This is a genomic window from Chryseobacterium sp. MEBOG06, from assembly GCF_021869765.1.
Taxonomy (GTDB): Bacteria; Bacteroidota; Bacteroidia; order Flavobacteriales; family Weeksellaceae; genus Chryseobacterium.
In genome coordinates this window covers 2,418,788-2,435,529 of the sequence record NZ_CP084580.1, presented here as the reverse complement: position 1 = coordinate 2,435,529, position 16,742 = coordinate 2,418,788, and the positions used below count along the sequence as shown (strand labels likewise).

Genomic DNA, 16,742 nt, shown 5'->3' with positions numbered 1-16,742 from the left:
TTTAACCCCAAATGCAGATTTCTGCATTGATAAAATAGCCGGAAGAATTTCTTCCGGCTATTTACATGCTTTCATTAAAAGGAAAGTAATAGATAGACTATTCAAATATCCGTGGATCATCACTGATTACTCCGTCTATTCCCATATCTTTTAGTTCCTTTAACCTTTCTTTAGTATTTACAGTCCAGGGAATCACTTTCATTCCCAATGCGTGGCATTCCTTTACAAGCTGGGCAGTAACAATATTATGATCAGGACTGTAGATTGTTGGAGTAAAACTCAGGAATTTCATGTCCTCTGCTACTCCATTCATATGATCAGGATACATCTTAAACTTCTCTGAGGAGATATTTTTAAAATAAGCCTGCTGCTGAGCCCTTTTTTTATCATCTACCTTTTCTACCAGCAGTGCAGTCATTATTTTGGGATATTCTTTATGAATAATCTCCAGTGTTCTGGGATCAAAAGATTGAATAATCACCCGCTCCTTGATTCCTTTTTCAACAATAATCTTCATCATCAGATCTACGAATTCCTTTGGCTCTGGATGAAAGATATGATCAGAGAAAGGGCGCGTTTTGGTTTCTATATTATAAAAAGGCAAAGGTCTTTTAAGCTCACGTGAATATGCTTCACAAGCATCTATCACTTCTGAAAAAAGAGGCTTCCGAGCCTTCATTTTCTTTTGATCAGGATAATTATTGAGTTTCTTTAAGCCTACATCGAATGTCTGAATCTTGGCATAAGGCATATCATAAATTTTATAATAGAAACCGGAATCTTTCGGAATATAGGTTCCGTCCGGCTTTGTTACCAGCTCAGGAGAAAGGAAAGCATCATGGGAAAGAATTACTTTTTTATCTTTAGTGATCGCCAAATCCATTTCCAGTGTCGTAATATTCATCTTTAAAGCATTCTTCATTGCCGGGACTGTATTCTCCGGATATAAAGATTTTCCTCCACGATGGGCTTGTTTATCAAAAGTCTGAGAAGAATAAAATTGAGAAAATACAAGAAATATCCCTGTAAAAAAAATGCTTTTCATATCTTGAAATTTTAATCTGATAAAATTAAAACTTAGTTGTGTACTATGTAATACAGGAATATTAAGCTTTTGCTACATTTATAAAAGAAAAAGAGTCAGACCTAAGCCTGACTCTACTTTCTTTATATTCAAAAAAAATATATTAACTGAATAATTCTATTTCCTCTCCTTTTCCTACAGGATATTCTTCAGTGAAGCATCCGAAACAGTGATTGGAAGATCCTAAAATAGTTTTCAAATTGTCTATACTTAAAAACTCTAAGGAATCTACTCCTAAATAATTTTTAAGCTCTTCTGTAGACATATTTGCAGAAATCAAATCATCTTTTGACGGAGTATCAATTCCCAGGTAACATGGAGCAATAATTGGCGGAGAAACACTTCTGAAATGAATTTCCTTTACTCCTGCATCTTTTAGAATCTTAACCAGTCTTTTAGACGTTGTCCCACGAACAATAGAGTCATCAATGATTACAACTCTCTTGTCTTTCATTTCAGAAATAATAGGGTTCAGTTTCAGATTAACTACTCTTTCTCTCATTTCCTGAGTAGGAACGATAAAACTTCTTCCAATATATCTGTTTTTGATCAAAACAGGACGGAAAGGTATTCCTGAAGCTTTCGAGAAACCAATAGCAGCCGGAACCCCGGAATCCGGAACTCCGATTACAAGATCTGCTTCTACAGGAGACTGTTCCCAGATTTTCTCTCCGGATTTTTCTCTGATCTCATAAACATTAATGTTTTCTAAGGTAGAGTCGGGTCTTGCAAAATAGATGTATTCGAAAGAGCAGATTCTTTGTTTTCCTTTTGCCTCATCCATCATATAAGAATGAAGTTTCCCTGGTTCATTTTCACTGGTGTAAATGATCTCACCAGGAAGGATATCACGTACATACTGAGCGCCTACAGCATCTAATGCTACAGACTCAGATGCTACTACATAAGATCTCTCATCAATAGCTCCTAAAACCAAAGGACGGATTCCGTTGAAGTCTCTGAATGCAAAAAACTTGTTTCTTGTCATTCCCACTACAGAATAAGCCCCTTTTATTTTCTCCATGGTTGCTTTAATAGCACCACGAAGTCCTAAGTCAAGATTCTTTTGAATTAATCTTAAAATAACCTCTGAATCAGATGTTGCTCTGAAAACTACGCCCTCAGCTTCCAATTCAGTTTTTAATTCTTTCGCATTGGTAAGGTTACCATTGTGTGCTATAGAAAGTATAATCTGATCATATTCGTTTTTGGCGAAAAATGGCTGGAAATTATATTTCTTTTTATCTCCTGCAGTGGTATAACGGGTATGCCCGATTGCAGAATTTCCCATAAAAGTTTCAGGTTCCTGAATGTCTTTATAAACATCTAAAACCAGTCCTTCATCTTTCATATTGGTGATTCTTCCATCTTTTAAGACGGAAATACCACAAGCTTCCTGACCTCTGTGCTGCAAAGCAAAAAGTCCGAACTGCGAAAGAGAGAATGTATCCAGATCATTGTCCGAATACAATCCGAAAATCCCACATTCTTCGTTGGGAGCATCTAATCTTTCCTCTTCCTGAGTTCTGAAAAGATTCCTTCCGTAAATCTGATCTTCAAACTGTTTTAAATATTCACTTTTATGAATGTCTAAACTTTTCATTTCTATTTTTTCTAATTGTAGATCTTAGAAGTTAGATTTCAGATTTCAGACTAAAAACTAGCTTCAAATTTAACTTTGTCTTTTAACGAACAAATTGTTTTTTACCGTCAATATCTGACAGGTGATGCATGGCATCTGAAGTCTTATTTACCCAATAGGTTTTTAAGACGGTTGTAGATTTCAACATAAGCTTCAGTAACTTCTCCCAAGTCTCTTCTGAATCTGTCTTTATCTAATTTCTTCATGGTATCTTTATCCCAAAGTCTGCATGTATCAGGAGAAATTTCATCAGCTAAGATGATTTCACCATCTGAAGTTTTTCCTAATTCGATTTTGAAATCTACCAGAATAATATTGATTTTATCAAACAGGTCGATAAGGATTTCATTGATATCTGAAGTCAGTTCATACATTTCATCAAGCTCCTCATAAGTGGCAGCACCTAAGAAAACAGCGTGGTGATCATTGATAAGCGGATCTCCCAACTCATCTTTTTTGTAGCAGATATCAAAAATTGTTACCGGAGATTTAATTCCTTCTTCCACTCCTAATCTTTGCGCCATACTTCCTGCAGAATAGTTTCTTACCACCATTTCAAGAGGAATGATAGAAACTTTTTTTACCAACTGCTCCCTTTCATCCAATTGCTTGATAAAGTGAGTTTTGATTCCCTTTTCATTTAAATATTCAAAGATAAGAGTTGTAATAGCGTTATTCATCTCTCCTTTAAGATCAACCTGACCTTTCTTTTGAGCATTAAATGCTGTAGCATCGTCTTTGAAACGTACTACTACTTCATCAGGATTATCGGTAGCAAATACCTGTTTCGCTTTACCCTCGTACAACATTTCTTTCTTTTGACTCATAATTTTACTTTCTAAATTGTAGTTAGATTTATTGATTTATTTAATAATTATTCCTGTTAAGACAGCCAGTCCAAAACTCAGCAGAGTACCCACGAGCACATATTCTGTAAGTTTCCTCTGTTTTGCCTGTACAAGGTCACTGAATCTGAAAACAGATTTGGCAGCCACCATGAAACCTACGCCTTCCCAGTGATTCACCATGATAAATGTAAAAACCAGCAGGCGTTCTAAAATTCCAATATATTTTCCGGCACTTGTTAAAGATTCGGTTTGAATAGTATTTTGAGCATCAGGAACGGGAGTCCATGATGACAGTAGTATTTTAATAAAGACAGAAGCAGGCGTTGTCAGAAACAAAGCAGCCATCAGTATTTTTAAAAACTCCTGGTTATGTAAAAAGCTGCATGTAAATTCTCCGAAATAAAAGGAAACCCCTGCAATCACCATAATATGTAAAAACTGATCAATAAAAAACCAGCTTTTTTTTGTTTTTACATTTTGAAAACTCAGCTTTGCAGCATCTATAATGAAATGGGTAATCCCTACCAAAACGGCAACCCACCATAGTTGTATATCCCAAAGAAAAATAAAACTTAAACCCGTGTGAATCAGAATATGAAAATATAGAAACCTGCTTTTCAGTTTATAGTTTTCCTTATCAGCAACCCATGAATTTGGCTGAAGTATAAAATCTCCGAGTAGATGTGCCAATATGAGTTTGATAAAAATCATGCCTATAGTTCTGAGATTTTCTTTCTGAAATACTGATTGGTTTCCACGATGAGCTCATAGTTGGCTCGTTTCAGTCTCTGGCTGATAGAAGACTGTGAAATAGCAAATCTCTTGGCAAGATCTTCCTGAGTAATATCCTGATTCATGATCATTTCATGAATAATCTCTGCCGTAGCCATAGTCCAGTTGTCAAAATCTTTAGACGACCATTTCAGCAGGATGTTAAGATCCCTGTCTACAGCGTCGCTGGAAGTTTTGATGGCAACCGTATGGCCGTCGTTTTTAATATCGTTCAGCAATCTTCCTGAGTGTACATAGGCTGTACCATTAGATTCAGTGATCTTATCTGAAGAAAAACTTTCTTCCCCAATTCCTATGGCAATCCTTACATCAAGGTTTTCCTGACTTTTAATAAGAGATTTTATGGCTAGAAAATGCCAGAAGACAGAGTCTATACTGCATTTGAACTGGAACTCGTCTCCCCTGTAGATTTCCCATGTGCCGGGAGCGCTTCCCCAGGTGTCGAGAAGATTTTTAAGTCTGGTAATCCAAACTTCCGTGTCTGCATGCTGTGAATTTATAATATCACCAGTAATGACCGCTATCATCCTGCAAATATAAGCATAATTACTTATAAATAAAAAATATAAGCAGAAACACTTATAGATATTGATTATTAGTGAATATGCTTATATCAATTATATGATAAACAGAAGGTTTTTAAGGGTTTAGATAAAATTGAAAATTTACAAAAAGATAAAGATCAGATAAAAACCATGAATATTACAGCCACTTATGTTTCAATTTTTATCATTTTTTATACAAGAAGCCATTCCTGCTATCCGCTCATACTCCTCGCGCCACCCCTTTATCCCTTCTCTTGCTGTGGGGTAACCGCTCCTATCAGGGCTATGAACAATCTGATTTCCTATAAAAAAACCTCACAGATTTTAAAAACCTGTGAGGTCTGTACATTCATTTCATTATCTCCGGATTCGAAGGTCTGTCTTCTATTTCTTTATAAACTGATATACCTTATCATCAAGCTTTAAGATATACAGGCCTACTGAAAGCCCCTGTACAGAAATATTTTTCTTATTTCTGAACGGATCTTTCTCCGTATAAATTACCTTTCCAGAAAGATCTATAACCTGTGCGGTTTTCACTTTCTGAGTCTCTCCGCTCACAAAAAGGTTATCATAAACAGGGTTCGGATATATCCTAAACTCATTATTAGAAGTAATAAGTTCTGCCGTAGATAAAGTTTCTCCTAAATTCTGGCAGTAATTAGATGGATAAGAATCCCACTGACCGCTGGTAAAAGTGCTGGATGGCTGACTGACTGAGCTTTTCCTGTATAAAGATACATTTCCATTTGTATTATTCGTATACTTCACTCCAATAGCGTCCACTGTAACCGTTTTATTATAAGCAAGCTCTACATAATTTTCTCCTGAGAACATCAAAGCATCAGAGGCAGTCACAAATCTTGCCTGATCATTGGTATAGCACGATAAAGTTGCTCTTGGATTCAAAATAACAAAGGTTTCATTGTTTCCTACTTTCCCTTCCAGTTCATACGTATTAGCATTGTAGATAGCTCCGGTACTGTTATTTTTCATCTGAACATTAATTCTGTAATTATTCAAATTAACCTCATGTCCGGTTTTATTAACGATTTCTAACGCATTATTTTTGATCGCAGGAGTATTGGTTCCCGATATATATTTTGTAATAATAAGATCTTTAGCATAATAATCTGAATCTAAAGTAGTAGCCGTAACCGTATTACTGAATGGAGACTCCAGGTAACCTTTGTCAAAAGCCTTCACGGTAAAAGTGTAGGTTGTGGACGGGCTCAGGTGGTCTATACTTATTGAAGATCCTTTCGTAATTGCTACAGGTGTTGCAGAACCATTCATATAAACCCTGTACCCTAAAATGTCTGTATCCGGCGAAGGAACCCAGTTCAGGTTAACAAAATAAGCATTCTGCTGAGACGAAGTAAGTGAACCTGGTGCTGCCGGTGCTACTGCATCCGGAGTTTCAGACCAAATCATATCAATCCATTCCGGGTGGTCAATAAATGGATTCCTGTTTTTCTGTATACTATATATAGCATTATTCCTGTCAATTTCTCTTTGTGAAACAGGATCCAGAGCGTTCCACTGCTTCAGCATTGCTATATAAGGAAGATCAACGGCTCTTTCTTCTGTTCCGTCAAGCGGACATTGATCAGTAGCGGGTGTTATATTAGCTGACGTGCTGTAAGCTGTATTAAAAGAGCCTAATTTACCCTCATATCTTACCGCAAAATACAGTAATGTTCTTGCAATATCTCCTTTAAACTCATTAATAGGTTCGTAAACCCTTCCCGTATACGGATAATTGGGAATAGCTGCATTAGCAATTCTGGAGCCATTGGTAAAATTATAAAAGTTGGTATTCCCTCCCATTCCATAAGGGTAATTGTTTCTTCTCTGATTGATATAGGCATCAGCAGGGATAATGAAGTTCAGATCCGAATACATAGGATAATCACTGATAGATGAGCTTGTACTGAATGTACTTTGCGGCATCATGTGTTCTCTGTTATATCCTAACCCTTCAGAAGCGACACCGCCAACCAACTGATTAACCTTATATTCATAAGCATCTGGTCCGGTAGGTATTTCCGAATAAATATCCAGTAAATACTCAGTATTCGAAGCATTATGATCATAATATTTATCTAGATCTGTCTGACCATAAAACCCCTGAAGGTCGTCATAATGCCAGTTGATCACTTTCTCTGAAATAATGTCGTGAACTTTTGATTTCAGCGCGTAGCCTGTCAATCCTATAGTTCCGTTATAATATCCGGCAGGAGCCTGCGCAGAAATATAAGAGGAAATAAAAATAATAGGAAGTAGAATTTTTTTCATGCCTTAAAATTGGGGGACTAAAATAGTAAAATAAAACAGGTAGAAACCTTAATATTTTATTAACAAAACATTAATTTTTAAAATATAAAAAATTGGAAATTAAAACATTGAACCCTAAAATATTAGGAGTGAAATAATTTTTTTAGCATTCCGTCAATTTGGTTATCTTTGGGAACTAACTATTATCTATATGAATACAGAGACTATTGACAACATCAAAATGATAGCGGAGACAGCTAGAGAATTTGCAGAGAAGAATATCCGACCGAATATTATGGAATGGGATGAAAGCCAGACATTTCCAAAAGACTTATTTCACCAGTTAGGAGAAATGGGCTTTATGGGGGTTGTAGTTCCTGAACAATACGGAGGTTCTGGTCTGGGCTATCATGAGTATGTTACTATTCTGGACGAAATCTCTCAGGTAGACCCATCAATTGGTCTTTCTTTAGCAGCACACAACTCACTTTGCACCAATCATATCTATGAATTTGGAAATGAAGAACAAAGAAACAAATGGCTTCCTCAGCTGGCTTCCGGTAAAGTAATCGGAGCGTGGGGATTGACAGAACACAATACAGGATCTGACTCTGGGGGAATGTCCACTACTGCCGTTAAAGATGGTGATGAGTGGATCATCAACGGAGCAAAGAATTTCATCACTCATGCTATTTCCGGAGATATTGCCGTGGTAATGACAAGAACGGGAGAAAAGGGAGCTAAAAACAACTCTACAGCTTTCGTTTTAGAAAAAGGAATGCCTGGGTTCTCTTCCGGAAAAAAAGAAAATAAACTAGGAATGCGTGCTTCTGAAACTGCAGAATTGATCTTTGACAATGTACGTGTACCGGATTCTCACCGTCTTGGAGAAGTTGGAGAAGGATTCAAACAAGCTATGAAAATTTTGGATGGCGGAAGAATTTCTATTGCAGCTTTAAGTTTAGGAACTGCAAGAGGAGCTTATAAAGCAGCTTTGAAATATGCTAAAGAAAGACATCAGTTTGGAAAATCAATCTCTGAGTTCCAGGCAATCAACTTTATGCTTGCAGATATGGCAACAGAAATTGATGCTTCTGAGCTTCTTATCCAAAGAGCTGCCACGCTAAAAAATGCTAAACAGAAAATGACAAAAGAAGGAGCTATGGCAAAACTATATGCTTCTGAAGCTTGTGTAAGAATTTCAAATAATGCTGTTCAGATCTTCGGAGGTTATGGATATACAAAAGATTTCCCTGCTGAAAAATTCTATAGAGATTCTAAGCTTTGTACCATTGGTGAAGGTACTTCAGAAATCCAAAGACTTGTAATCGGAAGAGATATTACAAAATAATTGATCATTGATCACAGATGATAAGATCTCACTGAACGTTATCTTATTAACATATAAAACGAAGCTGCCTCACCTCTGAGGCAGCTTTTTTTAGCAACTTATCTATTTCAAATTTTCCCTCATTTTATTTACTCGTAATTTTTAACAGGATCAAAAATTATACTTTTTTCTCTTTGAAAAATTTCTGTTTTCGTCTATTTAAAGCTCATTTCAATTATATTCAATGTATCACATAATACATTAGATATATAATCAGAATTTTTCTTAAATATTTTTATTTTCTGTAACATATTTTTTATTAGCTTTGATATTCCACAATCAAAATTAATATTTAATATGAAAAAACAACTAACCCTGATCGGAATGCTGCTTATTAGTGGTATTTCTTTCGCTCAGACTGATCGTCTTTGGTCTGAAGGCTCCAGAAAAACACCATCAGAGATCTTTGAAAACAAAGCAGGCATTACTAATCCCAAGGTATACAGCTTGAATATCGACGGATTAAAGAATGTTCTGGCAAGAGCTCCAAAACGACTGGCAGCCGGCGAAAAATCAGAAATCATCATTTCTTTCCCTAATTCTGAAGGCAGAATGGAAAATTTCAAAGTAAGGGAAAATTCTAACTTCGCCCCGGAATTGGCGGCAAAATATCCGGATATCAAATCTTATGTAGGCCAGGGCCTTGAAGACCCTAATTCTACAGTATACTTCAGCATTTCCCCCCTTGGATTATCTTCCATGGAAATCTACGGAGATAAATCTGCAGTATTCATTGAACCTTATTCCAAAGACCTTTCTACTTACGTTGTATACAGAAAGTCCGACAAAAAGGATGATCTTAACAAATTCGAGTGTACTGTAGTAGATGCCGCAAAAAAAGGAGTTTCAAACTCAGCTCTTGCAGCAAGACCGAATGCTGACGATGCCAAGTTAAGAACATTCAGACTGGCTTTATCCTGTACAGGAGAGTACACCACGTATTTCGGAGGGACAAAAGCCCAGGCATTAGCCGCTATGAACAACACAATGACCCGTGTGAATGGTGTTTTTGAAAAAGATTTCGCCGCAAGAATGGTCCTTATTGCCAATAATGACGCCGTTATCTATACCAATGCATCTACAGACCCTTATGCAGCAGCCTCAGGAATGAGCAGCTGGAATTCTCAGTTACAGAGTACCCTTACTTCTGTAATTGGTGAAGCTAATTATGACATCGGCCACCTGTTCGGAGCAACCGGAGGCGGAGGAAATGCCGGATGTATTGGATGTATTTGTACCAACGGTTCAAAAGGAAGCGGATACACTTCTCCGGCAGATGCAATTCCTGCAGGTGACAATTTTGATATCGATTATGTAGCCCATGAAATGGGTCATCAGTTCGGTGGAAACCATACATTCTCCATGAATAATGAAGGAACCGGTGCTAATATGGAACCTGGATCCGGATCAACAATCATGGGATATGCCGGAATTACCAGCCAGGACGTCCAGCCACATTCTGATGCATTTTTCCATGCTATAAGCATTCAGCAAATCACCAATAACATTAAAGCAAAAACCTGTTCTGTAAATACAAGTACAGGGAATTCAATTCCAACCTCTAATGCAGGCCTGGATTATACGATCCCAAAAGGAACCCCATTTGTACTTACCGGATCCGGAACTGATGCAGACGGAGATTCTCTAACGTATATCTGGGAGCAGATGGACAATGCTTCTTCTTCCCAAACAGGTGCCAGCTCAGCAGCCAGTGCGACAAAAGCTTCAGGACCTAATTTCAGATCATGGGCACCTACCACCCAACCTGTAAGATATTTCCCAAGAATGGCTTCTATATTAACAGGAGCAACTACTACAGCAGGTTCGGAAATCACTGTTGAAGCTCTATCTTCAGTAGCAAGAACATTAAATTTCAGATTTACAGTTCGTGACAACAGAGCCGGAGGTTCCGGAAATAATTCTGACGATGCTGTGATCACAGTGAATGCAACAGCAGGACCATTTACAGTAACTTCTCAAAACTCTACAACTACTTACACCGGAGGCAGTTCACAGAACATCACCTGGGATGTAGCCGGAACGACTGCAAATGGTGTAAATGCTGCCAATGTAGACATCCTTTGGTCAACAGACAGCGGAAATACATGGACCACCCTGCTGGCGGGAACCCCAAATGACGGCTCGCAAGCCGTAACGATTCCTAATGCTACTACCACTACAGGAAGAATCATGGTAAAAGGGTCCAATCACATCTTCTTTGATGTAAACAACGCTAACATTTCCGTAAATGCAGGCTCAGGCTCTTCTGATACAGTTGCTCCTACAGCTCCTACCCTTGCAGCCTCAGGAACCACCGCTACCAGCACAAATCTTTCCTGGTCAGGCGCTACTGACAACGTAGGCGTTACAGGTTATGACGTTTATCAGGGAGCTTCACTAATTGGCTCTACAGCTTCTACTACTTACACGGTAACAGGCTTAACTTCATCAACCAATTATTCTTTCTCTGTTAAAGCTAAAGATGCCGCAGGAAATACTTCAGTTTCAAGCAATACCGTAAGCGTAACGACTCTTTCAGGAGGAGGAACGGTAACGTATTGTACTGCTTCTGCATCCAATACAGCTGATGAAAGAATCGGAAATGTAAAATTCGGAACAATCAACAATACATCAACAGGAACTGCAGGTTATGAAAACTTCACTTCAGTATCTACCAATGTTACTACAGGAAGTGTATATACAATTTCTATAACTCCGTCATGGACTTCTACTGTTTACAGTGAGGCTTATGCAGTTTATATTGATTATAACGGAAACGGAAGCTTTGCAGACAGCGGTGAACTGGTATGGTCTAAAGCTGGCTCTACCACAACTCCTGTTACAGGATCTGTTACAATTCCGTCAACAGCTGTTTTAGGTTCTACAAGAATGAGAGTAATGATGAAATACAGCACCATTCCTACTTCATCATGTGAAGCTTATACATATGGTCAGGTTGAAGATTATACCGTTAATATCGTTTCTTCTGGAAAAGGAGATCTGATCAACACAAAAGATCTGATCACTGACATTAAATTGTATCCTAATCCTGTAAGAGATGTACTGTATATTTCAAATACAACTTCTGAAGATTATAAAATCTTCGATATGGGTGGAAAACTAATCGATTCAGGAAAACTTCAGAGAGGATCTGTAAATGTAGGCAGTCTTATCAAAGGCGCTTATATGCTACAGGTTGGAGAAACAACGAAGAGATTCATTAAGGACTAATACCTTTAAAATTCAAACGATGTGAACGAGGCTGTCTCCAAAGTGAGACAGCCTCGTTTTTTTTTGTTTTATGCATAATTTTCAGCATCTTACTATTATTTTTTTTTAAAGCCTATCAATTTCGATGCACTGATCTGATAAAAACTAATTGGTAAATTATGAAGATATTTTTCTCTTTAGACCACTCACGTACTTTATTATAATTTCATATTCATATTCCATTTATTACTAATAATTCTCACTAATAAATTTTTATTTTAAATAAAAATACTAATATTTAATATTTTTAATTTACTTTTATCACTCAATAGAACCCTTTCTGTTGTACCGTTTACCCAGCTGGTATTAAGAGCACCGAAATCGTTTTTTTACGGTTGAATATTCTGTTTGCTTCTCTTAATTTTCTTTCTTTCGTAGTATCACAAAACCTATGGGTAAGACTTGTAATCAACATCTCTATCAATCCAATTTTGTAAAAATAACCCTGACAAGGTCTCCAAAAAGAAGATAATGTTTCAAAGAGGAGTATTCACAGCATATACCTTTATAATACCTCATTCATTTTCAAATAATTTTAAATTTTTTTATATGAAACATTTATTTAAGTACTTCTTTATTTTAACGATCGCTTCTTTTTCCATAGCCTGTAGCTCAGACAGAGAAGAGGAAATCAGTAATCCACCAGGTGACGTTACAACGGTATTCTACAAAAGCGCTGATGAACTTGCTGTAACCTACGACCCCAACAACAGCGTGAATGCCACGCTCAGAAGCCAGATATACGACCTCTATAAGCAAGGCAAATGGAGCGATCTTGAAACCCTTTTCAAAGCTAATAACTTGAATGGCGGATGGCCACCGGCTAATGGCGGCTATAATATCGTTGATGATGTTGCTTTACAGGCAGGACAAAAATTCGACAGATACAGCGGAGCTGTGGGCAGTTATAACGGAACCGGCACTCCTACACTGGGAGGAAGCTTTACAAGTCCTATCATCAATGGATATGTTTATACATTCACACAGAGAGCTTTAAATCAAACTGAAGATAAATATGATTTCTATTATGAGATTGATGTATTGAATAATGCAATGCAGTTTAAAACTCAGACTGCAGACATCATTCCTTGGTTTAATCAGGCTGGAAAAGGAAAACAAACGATGTGGAAAATCCCGATTGACATTAATACAGGTTTTCAAAAAACATGGAATAAGCTTGCAGAAGAAGGTTATATAAAAGTGACCATCAAGAAAAGTCCAAGCGGAAAATATCCTAACTTAGTAGGCACGGTAATTCAGCCATAAACAAACTCAGATGTATTCAATATCAAAAAAGATAAGCATTAGCAAAAGAGCTCTTATTATCAAAAATCATTTCAGCAATGATGAGATCATTCCTTCTGCAGCAACCCTATTCACCTGCTGTGACTGCGGTTCTGAAAATAGAATAGAAATAACCCCTTATGCATCCGGATTCCCGATTCTTCAAATTTACACTGAAGATAAAGTGCTCTCTAAAAATGAACTATTAAAAAACGGAATGGTTACTGAAACATCCGGCAGAATGCAGCATTTCGGAGAACTAACCGTTAATGAATTGCCAACTTTATATTTTGGAACCCATTGTGTTTCCTGCGATTCAAAATACATCTGTGTGTTCAGCTACGGAGAAAAACAACCCGGATTAACCGTATTGAATATCTCAGGAGTCTGGAAATACCAGGAATTGGAATAATTTATACAGAATAAAAGTTCCTAACTTCTCTAAGTTTTACAATTTTAAAAGTTCACAATTTCCAGATTGTGGACTTTTTATTTTAATAACATTCCTTATAGTGGAGGATCTGCACAAATGTTTTCAGAAATACAGGATTACTTTCTGAAAAGCGGTTCAAAGCCATGTGAAAAAACTGAAATATACTTTATCAATTTAAAGATTGACGAGGACGGAAAACCGGCTTTAATAAAAAAGTAGGGTGATGAAGATATTATAGCAAAAAACAAATGTGCTTTTGATCTTGCTGTAAAATCCCTTGGAAATTTAAAAAAGTGGCAGCCTGCAGAAGTGAAAGGAAAAAAAATTGCCGCTTATTTCAATTTTCCATTTGTACCAAAAGACTTTTTTGAAAATTACAAATCCGACTATGATATCAATAAAGCCTACCAGTCTGCGCCTCTCCCTGGCGGAATGGGAGCCTTCAGAAAAGAAATGAAAAAGAGCTTACAAGATTATCTGGATACGGATTCCTATCAACCAAAAGGAAGATTTCTTGTTTCTTTTGCGGTAGATATAGATGGAACTATCACCGATATAGATATTGAGCCTAAAGTGGAGAATTACGAAACTTTTCTTGAAGGTGTAAAGTTTGCCATGAAAAAGATAAAAGGAAAATGGACTCCCGCAAAAAGAAAAGGAGAACCTGTAAAATCATGGTACAGAATTCCTATTGATTTTAATTCAATCGATTAAATTCCCCTACCGGACGCAAGCTCCCTTTGTCAATACATTTTATCCTGTACATTTCACAATTTACAAATCGTTTTCTATCTTTGTAGTAAATAAAAAATTTCATGGATAAAATTGATAGTCTGAACCAAGTAGCAGAATTCCATACTACTTTCAAAGCCCCTATTTTAGATACCCCACAAATTCCTTCTCCGGAAAGATGCAGCCTTAGAGTAGAACTTCTACAGGAAGAATTAAATGAGCTGAAGCAAGCTATTGCAGATAATGATATTGTAGAAATTGCTGATGCACTTTGTGATTTGCAGTATGTTTTGAGTGGTGCAGTACTTGAATTCGGACTTGGCAGTAAATTTGTAGAGTTATTCAATGAGGTTCAGCGTTCCAATATGTCGAAAGCCTGTGATAATGAAGAACAGGCAAAGGAAACAGTTGAATTCTACAAGGAAAAAGAAGTAGAATCTTTTTATGAAAAGTCTGGTGAAAAATTTAATGTATACAGACAGGCTGATCATAAAGTATTAAAAAACAAATACTATTCTCCTGCTGATTTAAAATCGATTATTGAGAAATAAAATATGAAAAAATTTATTACAAATCTTGTTGCCTTTTCAAGCTTATTTTTGGCTGTTCAGCAGTTCAGCGCCCAGAAAGTAGTCGTTAATCGTGAGGTAGACACTGAGAAAGACGGTAAAATGCTTTTGGGACATCAGCTGAAAGAGCAATTCCTAAAAGCACCTTATGCTGACTGGTATGTAAAGGAACACGATGAATATGCTCTGGACGAGAAAGCTATCAAAGAGCTTAAAAGAGAAAAACTGGGCTCTTACGATGTCATTGTTTTTATGGGCTCATGGTGTGAAGACAGCCACAGAGATATTCCAAGGTTGATGAAGATTCTGGAAGCGGTAAGCTATCCGGACAGCAAATTAACCATTATTGCCGTAAATCGTAAAAAGGAATCTCCTACCGGAGATGAGAGTCTTTATAATATACAAAAAGTTCCGACCATCATATTGAAAAGATATGGAAAAGAGGTTGGAAGAATTGTAGAAATGCCTACTACAGGCTATATTGAAAGGGATTTAGCAGAAATTCTTAAAAAAAATGATTCATCCGTCATCAAAGAAATTTTTAAATAGATTTGAGAAATAATAAAATAATTCTATCGTTTGCCGCAGGTGCAGGAGTTATGATACTTCTGTTTTTCGGTCTGAAGTCATGCCTGAATCTTGGTGGAAAAACTGAGCATTCAGATTATTATATCCTGACCAACCAGATCTCCAGGATGAATAAAATGGTGGTGATGGAGCAAAATACATCCAGCATGCAAAAGACCAAAATGGGCTATGAAGTGTTTGGAAATGAGGTCTCCAGTAACAGTATTATTACCTATACCAAAACCAATGCTCAGGTATCTTATGATCTGAATAAAATGAAGATTGAAGTGGATTCCATCAACAAAAAACTGGTGATCACTGAACTTCCCGATGCAGATATCAGAATCACCCCAAGTGTTGAGATTCAGTCTCTGGACGATTCTTTTTTTAATAGAATTTCAGAAAAGGATATTAAAAATGTAACGGAAAAAGCGAAGGAATCTGCAATTAAATCCATTGATCAGAATCAGCTGAGAAGCGAAGGCCGTAAACAGTTAATGGAAAACCTTAACAATGTTTTCGTTTTAGCTAAGGCTTTAAATTACTCGATAGAGGATAAGACCGGGAAAATTGGTATATTAGGACTCTAAGTTAAATAACATACCATGGATCCTAAAGAAAACAAAAAAGCTACGGAAGAAGCGTTGCAGAACCAAGATTCGGAAACCAGCCCGGCACCGAAAAAAGTGGAAAAAGAAGATATTAAAAAATCTTCCACAAATAAATCAGGAAAGAACGGTGGCTAATGGGTCAGTGGCTGATTAAGAAAGAGAACAGTGATTTCAACTTAAAAACCTAAACCTATGAATCCTAAAGAAAATACAGGGAATAAGTCTGGAGAAATTCAGCAAAATCAGAATCCTGAAAACGATTCTCAACAGAAGTCCGGGTCTGACAAAGAAGAACTTCCAAAATCTTCAACAGCTAAATCTGGAACACGAGGAGGATAATTGCTTACTTTTCCCATTTTGGCAAACACTTTGAATGATACTATCAATATTCTTGACATTAAAAATTCAAAGTTATGGGCTCAAACGAAAACAGCAAAAAGAAAGAGTCTGCAAATACGGCAGAAAACAAAGAACAGAATCAGGATTTCCAGAATATTCCTGCTTCATCTAAAAAGACCAATCCACCTGATATTGATAAAGAAGACATTCAAAAAGCTTCCAAAAATAAATCAGGGAAAACAGACAATACAAAGGAAAAATAATCTCCGGTGTATTGAACCATAAAAAATCGAAAATTGCCATCTCTTACGAGGTGGCAATTTTCTTCTAACTATCTAATTAAGTGGACTTTTTTTACA

Annotated in this window: 17 protein-coding genes; 11 read left to right on the top strand and 6 right to left on the bottom strand. The window is 36.8% G+C overall.

Annotated features, from left to right (window positions below; all coding sequences use genetic code 11):
* Nucleotides 1-97: 97 nt before the first annotated feature.
* The 6 genes from LF887_RS11120 to LF887_RS11095 all read right to left on the bottom strand — a co-directional run bounded on the left by LF887_RS11120 (nucleotide 98) and on the right by LF887_RS11095 (nucleotide 7,209).
* Entirely contained in the window at nucleotides 98-1,045 is a 948-nt protein-coding gene (locus LF887_RS11120) for a glycerophosphodiester phosphodiesterase family protein (protein ID WP_236859253.1), read from the bottom strand.
* Nucleotides 1,046-1,187: 142 nt separating this feature from the next.
* A complete protein-coding gene (gene purF / locus LF887_RS11115; protein WP_236859252.1) occupies nucleotides 1,188-2,687 on the bottom strand; it encodes an amidophosphoribosyltransferase in 1,500 nt (499 codons plus the stop codon).
* 143 nt (nucleotides 2,688-2,830) lie between these two features.
* Nucleotides 2,831-3,553, bottom strand: coding sequence for a phosphoribosylaminoimidazolesuccinocarboxamide synthase (purC, locus tag LF887_RS11110; protein ID WP_236859251.1), 723 nt, complete (start codon nucleotides 3,551-3,553; stop codon nucleotides 2,831-2,833).
* Nucleotides 3,554-3,589: 36 nt separating this feature from the next.
* A complete protein-coding gene (locus LF887_RS11105; protein ID WP_236859250.1) occupies nucleotides 3,590-4,285 on the bottom strand; it encodes a DUF3307 domain-containing protein in 696 nt (231 codons plus the stop codon).
* Between the two features lie 2 nt (nucleotides 4,286-4,287).
* Nucleotides 4,288-4,893, bottom strand: coding sequence for a SatD family protein (locus tag LF887_RS11100; protein WP_236859249.1), 606 nt, complete (start codon nucleotides 4,891-4,893; stop codon nucleotides 4,288-4,290).
* Nucleotides 4,894-5,295: 402 nt separating this feature from the next.
* Nucleotides 5,296-7,209 (bottom strand): endonuclease, encoded by a 1,914-nt coding sequence (locus LF887_RS11095; RefSeq protein WP_236859248.1) that lies wholly within the window; start codon nucleotides 7,207-7,209, stop codon nucleotides 5,296-5,298.
* A gap of 190 nt (nucleotides 7,210-7,399) precedes the next feature.
* Between LF887_RS11095 and LF887_RS11090 the strand changes: the two genes are divergently transcribed.
* The 11 genes from LF887_RS11090 (at nucleotide 7,400) to LF887_RS11040 (ending at nucleotide 16,646) form a co-directional block, all read left to right on the top strand.
* Entirely contained in the window at nucleotides 7,400-8,539 is a 1,140-nt protein-coding gene (locus LF887_RS11090; RefSeq protein WP_236859247.1) for an acyl-CoA dehydrogenase family protein, read from the top strand.
* Between the two features lie 336 nt (nucleotides 8,540-8,875).
* Entirely contained in the window at nucleotides 8,876-11,809 is a 2,934-nt protein-coding gene (locus tag LF887_RS11085; protein ID WP_236859246.1) for a reprolysin-like metallopeptidase, read from the top strand.
* A gap of 588 nt (nucleotides 11,810-12,397) precedes the next feature.
* Nucleotides 12,398-13,114, top strand: a complete 717-nt coding sequence (locus LF887_RS11080) for a glycohydrolase toxin TNT-related protein (protein WP_236859245.1) — start codon at nucleotides 12,398-12,400, stop codon at nucleotides 13,112-13,114.
* Nucleotides 13,115-13,124: 10 nt separating this feature from the next.
* Nucleotides 13,125-13,544: a hypothetical protein gene (locus LF887_RS11075; RefSeq protein ID WP_236859244.1), complete on the top strand. Its 420-nt coding sequence runs from the start codon at nucleotides 13,125-13,127 to the stop codon at nucleotides 13,542-13,544.
* A 330-nt stretch (nucleotides 13,545-13,874) separates the two neighbouring features.
* The gene (locus LF887_RS11070; protein ID WP_236859243.1) at nucleotides 13,875-14,279 is read left to right on the top strand and encodes an energy transducer TonB; all 405 of its coding nucleotides are present in this window, start codon (nucleotides 13,875-13,877) and stop codon (nucleotides 14,277-14,279) included.
* A 101-nt stretch (nucleotides 14,280-14,380) separates the two neighbouring features.
* Nucleotides 14,381-14,848, top strand: a complete 468-nt coding sequence (locus LF887_RS11065) for a nucleoside triphosphate pyrophosphohydrolase family protein (RefSeq protein WP_236859242.1) — start codon at nucleotides 14,381-14,383, stop codon at nucleotides 14,846-14,848.
* Nucleotides 14,849-14,851: 3 nt separating this feature from the next.
* Complete coding sequence (locus LF887_RS11060) at nucleotides 14,852-15,415, top strand: TlpA family protein disulfide reductase (protein WP_236859241.1); 564 nt, start codon at nucleotides 14,852-14,854, stop codon at nucleotides 15,413-15,415.
* 2 nt (nucleotides 15,416-15,417) lie between these two features.
* Entirely contained in the window at nucleotides 15,418-16,023 is a 606-nt protein-coding gene (locus LF887_RS11055) for a DUF4230 domain-containing protein (RefSeq protein ID WP_236859240.1), read from the top strand.
* A 15-nt stretch (nucleotides 16,024-16,038) separates the two neighbouring features.
* The gene (locus LF887_RS11050; protein ID WP_236859239.1) at nucleotides 16,039-16,179 is read left to right on the top strand and encodes a hypothetical protein; all 141 of its coding nucleotides are present in this window, start codon (nucleotides 16,039-16,041) and stop codon (nucleotides 16,177-16,179) included.
* Between the two features lie 57 nt (nucleotides 16,180-16,236).
* Nucleotides 16,237-16,383 carry a hypothetical protein gene (locus LF887_RS11045; RefSeq protein WP_236859238.1) on the top strand — a complete coding sequence of 49 codons (147 nt, stop codon included), beginning with the start codon at nucleotides 16,237-16,239 and terminating at the stop codon, nucleotides 16,381-16,383.
* Nucleotides 16,384-16,457: 74 nt separating this feature from the next.
* The gene (locus LF887_RS11040) at nucleotides 16,458-16,646 is read left to right on the top strand and encodes a hypothetical protein (RefSeq protein WP_236859237.1); all 189 of its coding nucleotides are present in this window, start codon (nucleotides 16,458-16,460) and stop codon (nucleotides 16,644-16,646) included.
* Nucleotides 16,647-16,742: the final 96 nt, after the last annotated feature.